The sequence below is a fragment of the Pseudomonas sp. ERMR1:02 genome, assembly GCF_002277815.1.
Classification (GTDB): Bacteria; Pseudomonadota; Gammaproteobacteria; order Pseudomonadales; family Pseudomonadaceae; genus Aquipseudomonas.
Map to the genome: position 1 here is coordinate 685,429 of NZ_NKJI01000001.1, position 15,922 is coordinate 701,350.

The 15,922-nt window shown below is 58.1% G+C and carries 15 protein-coding genes and 1 tRNA gene; 7 read left to right on the forward strand and 9 right to left on the reverse strand.

The window, feature by feature from the left end; all coding sequences use genetic code 11:
- Nucleotides 1-64: 64 nt before the first annotated feature.
- A complete protein-coding gene (locus CES87_RS03290; protein WP_007980298.1) occupies nucleotides 65-526 on the reverse strand; it encodes an Lrp/AsnC family transcriptional regulator in 462 nt (153 codons plus the stop codon).
- Nucleotides 527-593: 67 nt separating this feature from the next.
- Here CES87_RS03290 and CES87_RS03295 point away from each other — a divergent pair, with 67 nt between their 5' ends.
- Complete coding sequence (locus CES87_RS03295; protein WP_128604942.1) at nucleotides 594-791, forward strand: hypothetical protein; 198 nt, start codon at nucleotides 594-596, stop codon at nucleotides 789-791.
- 119 nt (nucleotides 792-910) lie between these two features.
- Nucleotides 911-1,531, forward strand: a complete 621-nt coding sequence (locus CES87_RS03300; protein ID WP_128604943.1) for a peptidase M41 — start codon at nucleotides 911-913, stop codon at nucleotides 1,529-1,531.
- A gap of 119 nt (nucleotides 1,532-1,650) precedes the next feature.
- Here CES87_RS03300 and CES87_RS03305 read toward each other — a convergent pair whose 3' ends face one another.
- Nucleotides 1,651-1,965: a DUF3077 domain-containing protein gene (locus CES87_RS03305; protein ID WP_128604944.1), complete on the reverse strand. Its 315-nt coding sequence runs from the start codon at nucleotides 1,963-1,965 to the stop codon at nucleotides 1,651-1,653.
- Between the two features lie 580 nt (nucleotides 1,966-2,545).
- Between CES87_RS03305 and CES87_RS03310 the strand changes: the two genes are divergently transcribed.
- Both CES87_RS03310 and CES87_RS03315 read left to right on the forward strand, forming a co-directional pair.
- Nucleotides 2,546-2,911 (forward strand): type II toxin-antitoxin system RelE/ParE family toxin, encoded by a 366-nt coding sequence (locus CES87_RS03310; RefSeq protein WP_128604945.1) that lies wholly within the window; start codon nucleotides 2,546-2,548, stop codon nucleotides 2,909-2,911.
- Nucleotides 2,904-3,209 (forward strand): XRE family transcriptional regulator, encoded by a 306-nt coding sequence (locus tag CES87_RS03315; protein ID WP_033056226.1) that lies wholly within the window; start codon nucleotides 2,904-2,906, stop codon nucleotides 3,207-3,209. Before CES87_RS03310 ends, CES87_RS03315 begins: the two co-directional genes overlap by 8 nt.
- Nucleotides 3,210-3,253: 44 nt before the next feature.
- Here CES87_RS03315 and CES87_RS03320 read toward each other — a convergent pair.
- From CES87_RS03320 to rpsU, 5 genes are all read right to left on the reverse strand, one after another.
- Nucleotides 3,254-3,330, reverse strand: a tRNA-Ile gene (locus CES87_RS03320).
- A 15-nt stretch (nucleotides 3,331-3,345) separates the two neighbouring features.
- Nucleotides 3,346-7,092, reverse strand: a complete 3,747-nt coding sequence (locus CES87_RS03325; protein ID WP_128604946.1) for a bifunctional diguanylate cyclase/phosphodiesterase — start codon at nucleotides 7,090-7,092, stop codon at nucleotides 3,346-3,348.
- Nucleotides 7,093-7,215: 123 nt separating this feature from the next.
- Nucleotides 7,216-9,063, reverse strand: coding sequence for an RNA polymerase sigma factor RpoD (gene rpoD / locus CES87_RS03330; RefSeq protein WP_128604947.1), 1,848 nt, complete (start codon nucleotides 9,061-9,063; stop codon nucleotides 7,216-7,218).
- Nucleotides 9,064-9,130: 67 nt separating this feature from the next.
- Nucleotides 9,131-11,098 (reverse strand): DNA primase, encoded by a 1,968-nt coding sequence (dnaG, locus tag CES87_RS03335; protein ID WP_128604948.1) that lies wholly within the window; start codon nucleotides 11,096-11,098, stop codon nucleotides 9,131-9,133.
- Between the two features lie 483 nt (nucleotides 11,099-11,581).
- The gene (gene rpsU, locus CES87_RS03340) at nucleotides 11,582-11,797 is read right to left on the reverse strand and encodes a 30S ribosomal protein S21 (protein WP_002551877.1); all 216 of its coding nucleotides are present in this window, start codon (nucleotides 11,795-11,797) and stop codon (nucleotides 11,582-11,584) included.
- A 199-nt stretch (nucleotides 11,798-11,996) separates the two neighbouring features.
- Between rpsU and tsaD the strand changes: the two genes are divergently transcribed.
- Nucleotides 11,997-13,022, forward strand: coding sequence for a tRNA (adenosine(37)-N6)-threonylcarbamoyltransferase complex transferase subunit TsaD (tsaD, locus tag CES87_RS03345; RefSeq protein WP_128604949.1), 1,026 nt, complete (start codon nucleotides 11,997-11,999; stop codon nucleotides 13,020-13,022).
- Between the two features lie 23 nt (nucleotides 13,023-13,045).
- Here tsaD and plsY read toward each other — a convergent pair whose 3' ends face one another.
- The gene (plsY, locus tag CES87_RS03350; protein WP_128604950.1) at nucleotides 13,046-13,615 is read right to left on the reverse strand and encodes a glycerol-3-phosphate 1-O-acyltransferase PlsY; all 570 of its coding nucleotides are present in this window, start codon (nucleotides 13,613-13,615) and stop codon (nucleotides 13,046-13,048) included.
- 74 nt (nucleotides 13,616-13,689) lie between these two features.
- Between plsY and folB the strand changes: the two genes are divergently transcribed.
- Nucleotides 13,690-14,046, forward strand: a complete 357-nt coding sequence (folB, locus tag CES87_RS03355) for a dihydroneopterin aldolase (protein WP_015097071.1) — start codon at nucleotides 13,690-13,692, stop codon at nucleotides 14,044-14,046.
- A complete protein-coding gene (gene folK, locus CES87_RS03360; protein ID WP_128604951.1) occupies nucleotides 14,037-14,555 on the forward strand; it encodes a 2-amino-4-hydroxy-6-hydroxymethyldihydropteridine diphosphokinase in 519 nt (172 codons plus the stop codon). Before folB ends, folK begins: the two co-directional genes overlap by 10 nt.
- A 101-nt stretch (nucleotides 14,556-14,656) precedes the next feature.
- Here folK and CES87_RS03365 read toward each other — a convergent pair whose 3' ends face one another.
- Complete coding sequence (locus CES87_RS03365; protein ID WP_128604952.1) at nucleotides 14,657-15,886, reverse strand: multifunctional CCA addition/repair protein; 1,230 nt, start codon at nucleotides 15,884-15,886, stop codon at nucleotides 14,657-14,659.
- Nucleotides 15,887-15,922: the final 36 nt, after the last annotated feature.

Consider the following 15,922-nt stretch of genomic DNA (forward strand, 5'->3'; position numbering starts at 1 on the left):
CATTGTAGGAGCGAGGCTGCCCGCGAAGAGGCCCAACCATTAGCTAGAGATATCCCAATCAAACTCAAACCGGCTGCCCCCGATCAATCTTGCTGCTCAAAATGATCGATGTAGTCGTCTTCTCCACCCCATCCACACTGCCAATTTGATCCAGCAACTGATCCAGTTGCTCTGGCGAATCAGTACGCAGCCACGCCACATAGTCAAATTCGCCGCTCACCGCACATAACTGCTGCACCTGAGCCATGGCACTCAACCTGCGCAACACTTCCTTGCCGGAGCGCGGCTGCACCGTGATCCCGACATAAGCCTGCAACCCACCATCCACCACCCGCTGGCCGAGGCGCACACCATAACCAGTGATCACTTTGGCTTTCTCCAGCCGTGCCAAACGCGAAGTCACGGTGGTGCGGGCGATGCCCAGCTGGCGAGCGAGCATGGCCACGCTTTCGCGGGCATTGATTTGCAGGGCGGCAATCAACTGGCGGTCGATTTCGTCAAGAACGGGCGGGCGAGTGTCAGGCAAAGGGGCATCTCCAGCGGCACAGATCGTTGGGCCAGCATGTTACAGGCACAGCCCACGCAACGGATGTTTGATCGGTCGATCCAACATGTTCGTCAACGGCATGCGCCTGGGCAACAACATGATCCCGCGTGACAAGATAGGCGTCGGGGCCAGTGGTATCGAAATAGGCGTGGTGCCGCAGGAAGGCACGCCATTCGGCGCCATGCGCGAACGGCTGCAACCACACTCTGTAGGAGCGAGGCTTGCCCGCGAAGAAACGCGGTGATTCAGGCAAGCCGCGTAGCATTCTTCGCGGGCAAGCCTCGCTCCTACGGGGCAGCGCAGCGACAGGATGGACAGCTACAGTCACTCGTAGTCGAATGAGAGACCCGAGGATCCGAGGCGATGGACGTGAAGAAGATGCCTGCCGCTGTGCGGGAACATGCCTTGCAGATCGCCCACCACGAAATGGGGCATTACGTCGTGGCTCGGACGCTGGGGTTTGAAACGGGTGGCGTTACCCTGACAGTAACCATGGACCTGCGGCATAAAGGAGGTGCTTCAATCAGTTTGGTGCGGCCAATTTCGTCGATGGAAGCAATGAAGGAATACCTGGAAGCCAGGATAATGGTCCTCTTCGCGGGCACGATGGCGCAGACATTACCTTCAGCCCATACGCACGAAAAACATGTCGATAAATCGCAAGCGGCCGCGATCCTCAATGGCGTGCTTGGCGCGGAACGGGATGACGCGAAAATCCGGGAGTTGCGGCATCTGTTGCGCAACATCACCTATCCCGATACCGATCCGGCGGCGTGCGATAGCATCACGGCCGAGCTGAAAGCGATCAATGATCGCTTGTGGTTACGGGCTCAGGACATCGTCGAGGCGTTGGCCGAAACGATTACCGAACTTGCAGAGACGCTGGTAAGCCGCTTGGTCCTTGTGGAGCAGTGGGGCAGGCCTGCGGATACCTATGAGGTTGTGTTGACGCGTGAAGTGCTTGAACGGATGAAGCCCCTGTAGGAGCGAGCTCGCTCGCGTAGGTCGTAGACGATAACGCGTAAAACCAGATACCCAGCGGCGCTCTTGGATTACTCGCAAGCAAGCTTGCTCCTACAGGGGCGTTTTTGACGCTGCTGTGATTACGTGTTGTTCGGTTGGGCTGCTTTCTTTTTCGTTCCGACTGACCGTCGTGTCAGCACCTTAACCACATCATCGACTACCGCTTTGCTCATCGCCGTCAGGTAATGCGCAGCCCAGGCGTGGGTGTCTTGGGCGTAAGCGGCATCCACGGTCAGGGATTTGGCGAGGAAAAGCAGGTCGGATGCTTGGGCCAAGGCGTCGGCAATTGGGACGTCGCGGCATACATGGAATAGCGGCTGGTTCGAGCAGTAGAGGAAGGGGGTGAAGCCGATGGTTTTCAGTTCTGAGGGTGACGTTGGATTTGCTTTGTTCATGGTTTTACTCCCTGGTTGAGAAGCTGCCACTTTCGTTTCCAAGCGAAGGGGTGGCAGCTGTACGCAGGTTGGAAAACCGGGAACCAGAGAAACCGGCACGCCCGAAGGCGTCCCACGCACAGCTGCCATGACACAAGATTGCAGTCGTAAAAACGTCTGCAGTCATGATCGAGCGCTATTGCGTTGTGGTTCGACGGGTTTCCAAGCCCGGTCACTGAATGTTCAGCGACGCCTGGAGACTATCCCGTCGAATAAAAGCGCAACAAGGCGGCAAAGTGCCCAAATGCAAGATTCGGAGTTTGCCTACAAGGTCTTACGGCGTCATCCGATATTGCGACGCCTTAATTAAACAAGCCAAATCCGGCGAGCGATTTTACAGGTCAGTGACGGTCCTGGGCGGCGGAGCCACACGCCAAAACACCCGAAGTGTCAAGCGATACGTTTCAAGCGAGTGGCTAATGGTAAACAATCTGCCGGAAATCATCGTTAACAAATGCCGCCGGAATCAGGGTAGTCGTCCATCCACTGGAACTCATACATTTATTCCTTTGAGGTTATATTCCTTTGGTGGCATATTTGTATGAAATGGGACGTTGAATATACCGATGAGTTTGAAGCCTGGTGGAATCGCCTCAACGACGCTGAACAGGACTCGGTCCAGGCCACGGTCATGATGTTGGGCGATGATGGACCGCACTTGGGATTTCCATACACCAGCGATATCAAAGGGTCGCGGCATGGCAACCTCCGTGAGTTGCGGGTGCAGCACGCTGGCAAGCCTTACCGTGTGTTGTATGCCTTTGATCCGCGACGCTGTGCAATCCTGCTGATCGGTGGTGACAAAACCGGTCAGGATCGTTGGTATCTGGAGCATGTACCGTTGGCCGAACGTCTATACGACGAGCACTTGGAAACATTGAAGAAAGAGGGCAGTGACAATGGCTAAAAAATTTGCTGATTTGGTGGCGCGGCGCTCTCCTGAGTCTCAAGCGCGTGTGGACGCTCTGCACCAGAAGCTGCGGGCAGAAATGCCGCTGCACGAGTTGCGTCAGGCCCAGGCATTGAGTCAGGACACGCTGGCCAAGACACTACATGTCAATCAGGCCGCTATCTCCAAGATGGAGCGACGTACTGACATGTACATCAGCACGCTACGCAACTATATCCGCGCCATGGGCGGTGAGCTGGAAATCATCGCAACCTTTCCTGAGGGACAGGTAAAGATCGAGAACTTTGCCAACTGAACAGTCAGACACGAAAAAGCCGCGCATTGCGCGGCTTTCTTGTTTGGTGGGCCCACACGGACTTGAACCGTGGACCAAAGGATTATGAGTCCTCTGCTCTAACCAACTGAGCTATAGGCCCTCAGTAGGCCGCGGATTATAGCGACGGTTTCGCGGCTGTGCTATCCGAAAAATCCAATACGGCTGTACGAAGAAACGTCGCGGCGAATTCGTCCGGGGGCAGAGGCACACTGACGATGTAGCCCTGGATCTGTTCACAACCCTCAAAGGCCAGAAATTGCTGCTGTGCCTGGCTCTCCACGCCTTCAGCAATAACAGTGAATTGCATGCTGCGGCCGAGCGCGATGATGGCGCGCACGATGGCGGCGTCGTGGGGATCATCCGGCAAACCGCGAACGAAAGACTGGTCAATCTTGAGTATGTCGAGTGGCAGGCGTTTGAGGTAGCTCAGGGACGAGTAACCGGTACCGAAGTCATCGATCGCCAATTGAACACCAAGGTGCTTGAGTTGATGCAGCACACTCAACGCTTCTTCCGCCTGGCTCATGATGAAATTTTCGGTGATTTCCAGTTGTAGGAATTCGGGTTTGAGGCGGTAGTCCTTGAGTAATTGCTCGATGCGCCCGAGCAGGTTCGGCTGGCGCAATTGAGCGCCCGCGAGGTTGACCGACAGCGGGCCAAGGCCCACGTAGGATTTGTTCCACTCGTGCATTTGCCGGCAGGCGGTCTCCAGCACCCAGTCGCCGATTTGCAGGATCATGCCGTTTTCTTCGGCCAGGGAAATGAAGTGTTCCGGCGGCACGTCGCCAAAGGTCGGGTGGCGCCAGCGGATCAGCGCCTCGGCACCCACCAGGCGATAGTCGTGGAGGCTGATCTTCGGTTGGTAGCACAGGTGCAGCTCATTGCGCTCAATGGCGCGTCGCAGTTCGTGTTCCAGCGCTACGCGTTCGCTGGCTTGCGCGGTGAGGTCGCAGGTATAGCTTTCGACCCGGTTACGGCCTTTGGCTTTGGAACGGTACATCGCCGCGTCGGCGTTCTTGATCAGCGTGGCCACGTCGCAGCCGTCCTGTGGATAAAGGCTGGTGCCGATGCTGGAACTGATGAAAAACTCGTGCTCACCCGCCTGGAACGGTGCGGTGAAGCAATTGAGCAGCTTCGTGGCAATGTTGTCGGCATCGCTGGGTTGCTGCAAGCCAGGTAGCAAGATGATGAACTCGTCGCCGCCCAAGCGAGCCACGGTGTCGATATCGCGCAATTGTTCCTTGAGTCGTACGGCAATTCCCTTTAGCAGCAGGTCGCCGACCGGGTGGCCGAGGCTGTCGTTGATGTGTTTGAAGCGGTCCAGATCAAGGAATAGCACCGCGCCCTGGCCTCCGTTTTCTCTCTGGGTGTTGAGTGCGGTCAACAAACGGCTTTCGAACAGCGTGCGGTTTGGCAGGCCGGTCAGCGGGTCGTGGTGGGCCTGGTAGTCGAGTTTGGCTTGAGCGTGCTTGAGGCTCGAAATGTCAGCGAACACCGCCACAAAGTGGGTGATGAACCTATCCCGGTTGCGCACTGCGCTGATGGTCAGCCAGCTCGGGTACAGCTCGCCATTTTTGCGCCGGTTGGAGATCTCGCCTTGCCAGTGTCCTTCGGCGGTCAGTTGATGCCACATGGCGGCGTAGAACGCGCTGTCATGCAGGCCCGAGGCAAGCAGGCGCGGGGTATGGCCCAGCGCTTCGCTTTCGCTGTAGCCGGTGATCTCGGTAAACGCACGGTTGACGGCGCTGATGTGTTGCTGGGTGTCGGTGATCAATACGCCTTCGGCGGTGCTCTCGAATACCGTAGCGGCCTGTTGCAGTTTTTCCTGCATCAGGTGGCGCTCGGTGATGTCCCGGGCGATGGTCAGCATGCAGTCTTCTTCGCCGATCGGCAGTGGACGACTGGATACTTCGCAGAGCCGAATTTGCCCGTCGCTGCGGCGGATATGGCAACTGAAGTCACGGACGAAGCCATCGCGGTGCAGCAGGTCAAGCATCTGTTTGCGTTCGTTGAGGTTGACCCAAATCCCCAGATCCAGCGCCGAGCGATCCACCGACATCGCACTGTTGAACCCGGTGATGCGGCTGAAACCTTCGTTGACTTCCAACAGCAAGCCATCGCTCTGCCGGGACAGCAGCAAGCCGTCCGGGGAGGCGTGGAACGCCTTTGCGAACTTCTCTTCGGAGGTTTGCAGTTGCTGCTGGGTTTCCTTGAGCTGGGTGATGTCGCGCACAACCACCACCAGCGCCGGGGTTGTGTCGAGGTCGAAGGGTTCTGCCGAGATCAGGCCGGTAAACACTTGGCCATTGCTGCGGCGAAAGGGCATCTCCAGGTTGCGAATGCTGCCGGCCTGCAGACGCTGCAACAAACCCGGCCCCACACCGGGAATGCCCCAGATGTTGAGGTTGGTGGCAGTCTGGCCGATGACGTCTTCGGCCTTGAGGCCGATCTGTTCTTCGAACGCTTCGTTGACCTCCAGCAGGCAGCCGTCGCAGAGACGCGCAATGACCAGAATGTCGGGGCATTGCTGGAACACCGAAGCAAATTTCTGTTCCGACAAGCGCAGGGCTTCTTCGGTGCGCTTGGCCTCGCTGATGTCGATCATCAGCCCGCGCATTACCGGCTCATGGCCGTGCTCGATCAGGCTGACGATATCGCGGACCCACAAGCAACGCCCATCAGCGGTGATGACCCGGTAGTCGAGGCTGTGATCGCGTCCGGCCAACACTTCGTGATCGCAAAAATTTTGCGCGCGGGTGAGGTCGGCTGGGTGAATGATGTTGCGCCAGAAGCCTGGAATCAGCCAGTGAGAGAGGGGGTAACCGAGCAAATCCTCGGCGTGTGGCGACACATAGCTGTAGGTGAAGTCGCTCATTCGCGCTTCCCAGGCGATGGCTGACAGACTCTCCACCAGTCCGCGGTAGTGATATTCGCTGCTGCGCAGTTCTTGCTCCAGATCGACCCGGCGGGCAATTTCAGAGCTCAAACGGCGGTTGATCCGGATTACCACGGCCAGCACGATGATCAGCAGCAGTAGTCCCGGTAGGCCATAGACCAGCAGATCGGACCAGAACGTTCGATGATCGAGGACGTTCCCGACCCAGTGTTCCTGAATGGCGCTGACTTCTGCTGGAGTCATGTCCGCCAGGACTTTGTCCAGAATCCCAACGAGAATCTTGTTGTCCCGCGGAACGCCCATGGCCAATTGATAGCGATAGGGGGTTTCGCCACTGACATACAGCCCCTCCAGCCTGAGCTGGCGCAAACTCCAGACGCTGGAGGCGAGATCGCCTACCACCGCGTCCACTTTATCGGTGGCCAGCGCTTGCAACGCCGAACTGACGTTGGGCAGGGCCACCAGATTCAGGTCGGGATTGTGGGTACGCAGCAGCTCATGGGGTGCGTAGTTTTCCACCACGGCGATTTTCAGACCGTACAGGTCCTGGATTTTTCGCGGTTGGGGACCGCCGACATGGGCCAGGATGACAATCGGGAAGTCCAGATAGGGGCGGGTGAACGACAGGTAAGCTTGACGTTCCGGAGTCGACATGATGCCTGGCAACAGGTCCAGCTTGCCTTGTTTGGCCTGATCCAGCACCACCGTCCAGCTTACGGGCTCGATGGGTGTGAGTTTGATGGCCAATCGCTGACGAATCAGGTTGATATAGTCTGCTGCAAGGCCCTGGTAACGCCCCTGATCGTCGCGAAACTCAAAGGGTGGCCAAGACGCATCGACACCCAGGCGCAAGTCCGGGTGGGCCGCAAGCCAGCTACGTTCCTCGTCGGTAAGAGTCAGCGCGCCAGCCGTTGCGGTCCAGGTCATCAGCGACAGCAAAAAAAGCACGGTCGGCAGTCTGGGCATAACGGTCTCGTTATGGCTCGGGGAATGTTTCGAGTGTAGACGGGCAAATCGGCGGGAGGGGCATAGCGGGGGGATTTAATCTGCATAAAGCAAAACCCCCGGCCTGGGCCGGGGGTTTTGTGATCACTCGTCGAGGAAGGAGCGCAGATGCTCGCTTCTCGTCGGGTGGCGCAGCTTGCGCAACGCCTTGGCTTCAATCTGACGAATCCGCTCACGGGTCACGTCGAACTGCTTACCAACCTCTTCCAGCGTGTGGTCGGTATTCATGTCGATACCGAAGCGCATGCGCAGTACCTTGGCTTCACGGGCAGTGAGGCCGGACAGCACTTCGCGAGTCGCTTCTTTAAGGCTCTCAACGGTTGCAACATCGATTGGCGACTGCATGGTCGAGTCTTCGATGAAGTCACCCAGATGGGAGTCTTCGTCATCACCGATCGGGGTTTCCATGGAGATCGGTTCTTTAGCGATCTTCAACACCTTGCGGATCTTGTCCTCAGGCATTTCCATGCGTTCGCCCAGCTCTTCCGGAGTCGGTTCGCGACCCATTTCCTGCAACATCTGACGGGAAATACGGTTGAGCTTGTTGATCGTCTCGATCATGTGCACCGGAATACGGATGGTGCGGGCCTGGTCGGCGATCGAGCGAGTGATCGCCTGACGGATCCACCAGGTGGCATAAGTCGAGAATTTGTAGCCGCGACGGTATTCGAACTTGTCTACCGCTTTCATCAGACCGATGTTGCCTTCCTGAATCAGATCGAGGAATTGCAGGCCACGGTTGGTGTACTTCTTGGCGATGGAGATCACCAGACGCAAGTTTGCTTCAACCATCTCTTTCTTCGCGCGGCGGGCCTTGGCCTCACCGATCGACATGCGACGGTTGATGTCCTTGATCTCGGCGATGGTCAAACCGGTTTCGGCTTCCAGCGCGGTCAGCTTCTGCTGGCAACGAATAATGTCCGGTTGCAGGCGACCAATGGCTTCAGCGTATTTGCTTTTGCCTTTGGCCAGTGCATCGGTCCAGCTTTCGTCGATTTCATTGCCTGGGAACTGGCGCAGGAAATCGGCACGCGGCATACGCGCATCACGAACGCAGAGCTGCATGATTGCACGCTCTTGCTGACGCAGACGATCCAGGGCACTGCGAACACGCTCGACCAGGCCTTCGAATTGCTTCGGCACCAGTTTGATCGGCATGAACAGCTCGGCCAGGGCCAACAACTCGGCAATCGCAGCCTTGTTGTGGCGACCGTGCTTTTTCAGGGCCTTGCGGGTGATTTCCATCTGATCGGCAACAGCGCCAAAACGCTGCGCAGCGATGATCGGATCCGGACCGCTTTCGGCTTCTTCTTCGTCATCCGAGGCTTCGGCGTCTTCGTCATCCGAGTCGTCGTCCGCTTTTGCGGCCTTCGCGTCGATTGGCGGTGGCACTTCTGCTGCAGGTGGCGCAATGCCGTCGTCCGGGTCGATATAACCGCTCAGGACGTCGGACAGGCGGCCACCTTCGGTGGTGACGCGAGTGTATTCGGAGAGAATATGGTCAACCGTGCCAGGGAAGTGCGCAATTGCGCTCATCACTTCACGGATGCCTTCTTCGATACGCTTGGCGATTTCGATTTCGCCTTCACGAGTCAGAAGCTCAACCGTCCCCATTTCGCGCATATACATGCGCACCGGGTCAGTTGTGCGACCGATATCGGTCTCCACCGCAGCCAACGCAGCGGCTGCTTCTTCCGCAGCGGCCTCGTCGGTATCGGCGTCGGCCAACATAAGGGCGTCCGCATCCGGAGCACTCTCGTGTACGGGGATCCCCATGTCGTTAATCATGCGGATGATGTCTTCCACCTGCTCTGGATCTGAAATATCCTCGGGCAGGTGGTCGTTGACCTCGGCGTAAGTCAGATACTTCTGCTCACGACCCAGTTTGATCAACTCAATAATACGAGACTGCTGTTGCGCTTTTCCGGACATAACACCCTATCCACTGAAGGTCTTGGCGGGCAAAAAACAAGCCGAGGATTATACCTGAGCTATGACCTCACGCGCCAGTTGAGGTCGGGTTTGATGCGGAAACATTGCGACTTAAAAGGTCGCGCAGTTGATTTTTCTCTTCGGCACTCAATTCGCTTTGACGTGCTTTTCGAAGAAGTTGTTCCAGGTTTCGCTCGCGTTGACGAGCTGACAAGCTAGTAATGGTGTCGAAAAACTGTAGTTCAAGGTTGTCTCCGTCAATCAGCCATTCCTTTTCCGCCAGCGCCTTGAGCAGTCGTCCTTGCTCCGTGCCGTGCCAGCGTGCAATCAACTGAATTGAGTTTAGCTTGGGATTCTTCTGTACGGCTTCCAGTAGTGCCACCAACAGCTGTGTGTTGGTGTGGTCCTCGGCGGCAAAGTGCCCGGCGTCTTCGACTTTCTCGGCCAATTGCGGGTGATGCAGTAGCGTTCGCAATGCCGCCAGGGTAGGGGGCTCTACAGCAGCTGGCACCCTTGGTGCGCGGGGTAGATCACGATCACCGCCCCGTTTGCTGTTCTTGTCCCAGGGCTTCTTGTCCCATTGCTTGCCGCCGGCGCCGGGTTTCTTCGGCGTCCATTCCTGCGGCAGCACATACATTTCCTGTGCCTGCGGCTGATGGTAGTCGCTGTAGTCAGGCATTGCGTCGTAGTCAATGCCCGGGTCGTAGGCAGGCGGCGCTTCCTGCGGCGCGCTATGGGCCAGCTGACTGACGGTTTCGCTGCTCAAGCCGGTGATCTCGGTCAGGCGCTGGCGCATCAGAATGCGCAGGTTGGCGCCGGGTACTTTGTCGATCAACGGCGCCGCGAGGGTGGCCATGTGGGCCTTGCCTTCGAGCGACCGTGGATCGGCTTCTTCGGTTAGTTGCTGGAAGAAGTAATCCGCAAGCGGCTGCGCATGCTGATTGATCCGCGCGCGGAAGGCGTCGGTGCCTTCGGCGCGAATCAGGGTGTCCGGGTCTTCGCCTTCTGGCAGGAACAGGAATCGTGCGCGGCGGCCGTCCTGCAGGCTTGTCAGTGTCGCTTCCAGCGCGCGCCAGGCGGCGTTGCGGCCGGCTTGGTCGCCGTCGAAGCAGAACAGCACATTCGGCACCACGCGAAACAGACGCTTCATGTGTTCTTCGCTGGTAGCGGTGCCGAGGGTCGCGACGGCATTGCGTAGCCCCTGCTGGGCCAGGGCGATGACATCCATGTAGCCCTCGACGACGATGATTTCGTCGAGATTGCGGTTGTTCTTGCGTGCTTCGTAGAGGCCGTAGAGTTCCTGGCCCTTATGAAATACCGGGGTTTCGGGTGAGTTCAGGTATTTCGGTTTGTCGTCCCCGAGCACTCGGCCACCGAAGGCGATGATGCGCCCGCGGGTATCACGGATCGGGAACATCACGCGATCGCGGAAGCGGTCGTAGCGTTTGCCGCTTTCGGCGTTCTCGATCAGCAGGCCGGCGTCGATCATGGCTTTCTGCTGAAGGGTGTCGCTGCTCAAGTGCTTGAACAGATTGTCCCAGCCCGGCGGAGCGAAGCCGAGGCCGAAGTCGCGGGCGATCTCGCCAGTCAGGCCGCGGCCCTTGAGATAATCCACCGCTGCCTTGCGTGCGGGATGGCTCTTGAGCGCCTGCCGATAAAAGTCGGATGCGGCTGTCAGCAGCGGATACAGCGGCGAATCGGTTGGCTGGCGCGGCTTGTGAGAGCGGCCGCTTTCTTCCCTTGGGACTTCCATGCCGGCCGCTTTGGCCAGGTCCTCGACTGCCTGGGGAAAGTCCAGATTGTCGTGATCCATGATGAAGCCGAGGGCATTGCCGCCGGCGCCGCAGCCGAAACAGTAATAGAACTGCTTGTCGGGGCTGACGCTGAATGACGGGGTTTTCTCTTTGTGAAATGGGCAGCAGGCCGTGTAGTTCTTGCCGGCTTTTTTCATTTGCAGGCGCGAGCTGACCACGTCGACGATGTCGGTGCGGTTCAGAAGGTCGTCAATAAAGCTCTGGGGAATTAGCCCGGCCATGGCGTTCTCGTCGTCTGCGCTGAAAAGGACCCGAATCGAAGGGCGGCCGAACGCGGGTCATTGTGTAAGGCGCGCAAGGTGTGCGGCTCGACCAGTGTCGTCTGCGTAATCGCTATCGGGAAGTGTATCTGCCGAAAATCCACTGACGTTAATTCCAATCAGTATTCGACTATTTGAAAGTGTTGCGCTGAATCCGGCTGCGACCAGTCAATGGTCTCGGATAGCTCATAATTTGGCACGCAAAAGATGCCTGGGCTGATCGTCGTGAGAGGAATCAGTGGGGTGTGCTCGTCAGTAGCCTTGAAAGGCTCGTCAGAAAAGACGTGCACCGCTGGCAAAAGAGCCAGGTCTGACGCGGTAAAGCAGATTTTTGTCTCGGTCGCGTCTGCGGCTTCGACAGTGAAGCATCAAGCGTTTTACGCAAATGCCATAAGCCCGGCTGAGGGCCGGGCTTGGCAGAAGCTTGCTACGATCGTCTGTGTATTAGTACAGACGAACGGCGCGGCGCTGTTCGCGCTGAACTTTCTTGGCGTGACGCTTAACAGCGGCTGCTGCTTTGCGCTTACGCTCAGAAGTTGGCTTCTCGTAAAATTCGCGGCTACGAACTTCAGCCAGTACACCGGCTTTTTCGCAGGAGCGCTTGAAACGACGCAGAGCTACGTCGAAGGGTTCGTTCTCTTTTACTTTGACGGCTGGCATCCAGAGCTACCTTCATTCATTACCGGGGTCAACATCCTCGCGGCAAAAGAGCACTTGAAGACGTCGGTTTTTAAGGGTTGCGGATGTTAACCCCTCATCGCTCGGAATGCAAAGCCTCTGATCGAAAACCGCTGGTCGGGGCATCACGCGACGACTATTATGCGCGCCTTCGAATTCAGCCTAAACAAGGCGCAAACCCATGCTAGTACTGGGATTAGAAACCTCCTGCGACGAAACCGGTGTCGCACTTTACGACAGTGAGCGCGGCCTGCTCGCCGACGCGCTGTTCAGTCAGATCGACCTGCACCGCGCCTACGGCGGCGTAGTACCGGAGCTGGCCTCGCGCGATCACGTCAAACGCATGCTGCCCTTGATTCGTCAGGTGTTGGCCGAAGCTGGCTGTGTGCCGACCGAGATCGACGCCATCGCCTATACCGCGGGTCCTGGCCTTGTGGGGGCTTTGTTGGTGGGGGCTTCTTGCGCTCAGGCGCTGGCCTTTGCCTGGGGCATTCCGGCGTTGGGCGTACACCACATGGAAGGTCACTTGCTGGCACCCATGCTGGAGTCGCAACCACCGGAGTTTCCGTTCGTCGCTTTGTTGGTGTCGGGTGGTCATACACAGCTGGTTCAAGTCGACGGAATCGGTCAGTACACACTTTTGGGTGAGACTCTGGACGACGCCGCAGGCGAAGCCTTCGACAAGACCGCGAAGATGATGGGCCTCAATTATCCGGGTGGCCCGGAAATCGCTCGTTTGGCGGAGCAGGGCGTTGCAGGGCGTTTCGTCTTCCCGCGTCCGATGTGCGACCGCCCTGGTCTGGATTTCAGCTTCAGCGGTTTGAAAACCTTCGCATTGAACACCTGGCAACAATGCGTCAGCGCCGGGGACGACGGTGAGCAAGCCCGTTGCGACATCTCGCTGGCGTTCCAGCAGGCCGTGGTGGAGACTTTGACCATCAAGTGCAAGCGTGCCCTCAAAGCGGCCGGCATGAAGCGCCTGGTGATCGCAGGGGGCGTCAGTGCCAACAGGGCATTGCGCACTTCTCTGGAAAAAATGCTCGGCGACATGAAGGGCGATGTTTTTTATGCCCGTCCGCAGTTCTGTACGGATAACGGCGCAATGATCGCGTTCGCCGGCTGCCAGCGCTTGCAGGCCGGTCAGCAGGAAAGTCTGGCGATCAGCGTGCAGGCGCGCTGGCCGATGGAGCAGTTGACGCCATTGTGATTAGTGGTGCTCAAGTCCGGCATCTAAAAATGCCGTTCGCGCCCGGCAAACAGGTCGCGTAGATTGCCGCGATGACGCCAGACAATCAGTCCCGTGAGGGTGCTCATGGGCAGCAGTGCCGCGGGCTCTTGCCAGGCGAGCAGCGGCAAGGTCAACGGCGTGGCGATCAGGGCGGCCAGCGAGCTGGTACGGGTGAGGTAGAATGTCAGCAGCCAGGCGCAGACTGCCAGCAACGCTGCTGGTGGATACAGGCCCAGCAACATCCCGGCAGCGGTGGCGACACCCTTGCCACCGCGAAAGCGGAAGTAGAGCGGGAACAGGTGGCCGATGACGGCGCAGACGCCGATCCAGGCCTGATCCTGTAGCGAAAGGCCAGCCACACCGGCGATCAGAACGGGCAACAGGCCTTTGCAGAGGTCGCCGAGCAAGGTCAGGATGGCGAGCTTCTTGCCAGCCAGGCGCAACATGTTTGTGGCACCGGCATTGCCCGAGCCACTCATTCGCGGATCGGGGTTTCCGGTCAGGCGGCTGAGCAAAATGGCAAAGGACAGAGAGCCGAGCAGGTAGGCGAGGATCGCCAATAACCAAAACATGCTAACTATTCCGGGCGAGGACGCCCTGATTCTAACGGCGCAATGCGCCCTTGTCGTGTAGCGGAGAGAAGTGCTTGGACAGAGTGTTTATCGAGGGCCTGGAAGTCGACACCGTGATCGGTGCCTACGACTGGGAGCGAGGCATCCGACAATGCTTGCGACTTGATCTGAGTTTCGCCTGGGATAATCGTCCGGCCGCCGCCGGCGACGACCTCACCCTGGCGCTCGATTACGCGAGTGTTTCGTCACGCATCCAGGCCTTTGCCGAGCAGGCGCAGTATCAACTGGTCGAGACCTTTGCCGAGCGCCTGGTTGAGGTGCTGATGAGCGAGTTCAAGATCACCTGGATGCGCCTCAAGTTGACCAAGCCAGGTGCAGTGCCTGCCGCTACGGGTGGCGTGGGTGTGGAGATCGAGCGCGGATGTCGCTGACTCAGGTATACCTCGGGCTCGGTAGCAATATCGAGCGCGAATCCCATTTGCGGGCCGGCCTGGATGCCTTGGCGGGTTTTCTGGTGGATATCCATTGCTCACCGGTCTTCGAAAGCCAGCCGGTGGGGATCAAAAGTGGACCATTCTTCAATTTTGTGGTGTCGGCATTCACCGATCTGCCGCTGATGGAGCTGGATCGCCGGCTGAAATTCATCGAGGCGGACAATGGTCGCTACGCCCCGGATCGCAAGGGTTTGCCGCTGGACATCGATGTGCTGTTGTTTGGCGATCTGGTGGGCAACTTCGATGGATTGACTCTGCCTCGGGCGGAAATTCTGAAAAATGCTTTTGTGTTGTGGCCGTTATCACTGATTGCACCGGATCGGGTGCATCCTGGTGTAGGCAAAAGCTTTGCGGCTTTGTGGAGTGACGCGCAGATTGATCAGGTGTTGGCGCCGGTGGCGTTTGAGTGGTGTGGTGAGCAGCTGACACCGTCGAATTTGTTGTGATCCTGCTGCCGCCTTCGCGGGCAAGCCTCGCTCTTACAGGATATGCGCCAGCCGAAAGAGGAGCGCTGACCTGTAGGAGCGAGGCTTGCCCGCGAAGCTCTTCAGGCTGAGGCCGCCTCCTTGTAAACCTTCAATGCCTTTAGGCGCTCACGCTTTATCGCCTCACCCAAATCAGATCCTTTAAATCCCTTCTCCAGCAACGGCTGGACCGCCACGCTACGAGCCGCAGTCGCCGCTCCGCGCAGATAATCAGCCTGTGGATAATCTTTCTGTTCAAAGCCTTTGCGTCCACGGGCGTCCATCTCGCACGCCGCGATGAACTCCTCGAACCGTTGCGGTCGACGGTAAACGTCGAAACTTTGCAGCAACTCCAGCAAAGTCGATGGCTTCAGTTCCAGGGCCCGATGGCCATGAGTGTGATATTCGCCCACCAGCAGCGCCAGCTCCTGACAATCCCTCGGTGCCTTGAAGCGTTCGTTAACCGCTTTAATCAGCTTGAGTCCCTTGAACTCGTGGGCAATGTGCCGTGGCCATTCCTCTTCGGGTGTAAGTCCTTTACCCAGGTCATGCAGCAGGCCGGCCCAGCGCACGGTCAGCGGCTGTTTGTATCGCGCCGCTTGTTCCAGCACGCCCAGGATGTGCGCGCCGGTGTCGATTTCCGGGTGATGTGCCTCCGGTTGCGGCACCCCAAACAGTGCATCGATTTCCGGCATCAAGACCTTGAGCGCGCCACACGCACGCAGCACTTCAATGAACACCTGTGGCTGGTTTTCCATCAGTGCGCGGGAAATTTCTTTCCAGCTCCGTTCCGCCGTCAGGGCTTCAAGTTCACCTGATTCACTGAGTTGGCGCATCAGCTCCAGCGTTTCCGGAGCGACTGTGAAACCCAAATCGGCATAACGCGCGGCAAAGCGGGCAACGCGAAGAACCCTGAGCGGATCTTCGGCAAATGCAGGGGAAACGTGGCGAAGAATTCGCGCTTTAAGGTCGCGCTGGCCGAGGTAGGGATCGGTCAGCTTCTGCTGATCGTCCTCGGCCATGGCATTGATGGTCAGGTCCCTTCGAATCAGGTCTTCTTCGAGGGTCACTTCGGGGCTGGCATGAAAAGTGAAACCGCCGTAACCGCGCCCGCTTTTGCGTTCGGTCCTGGCGAGGGCGTACTCCTCACCAGTTTTCGGATGAAGAAACACCGGGAAATCCGCGCCTACCGGGCGAAAGCCCTGGGCCAGCATTTCCTCGGTGGTGGCGCCGACCACTACCCGGTCAATGTCAGTGACAGGTATGCCCAGCAGGCGATCGCGTACCGCACCGCCGACTTTATAGATCCGCATAAAAAACCTCCGTTAGCTCGACAGGATAACCGTTGC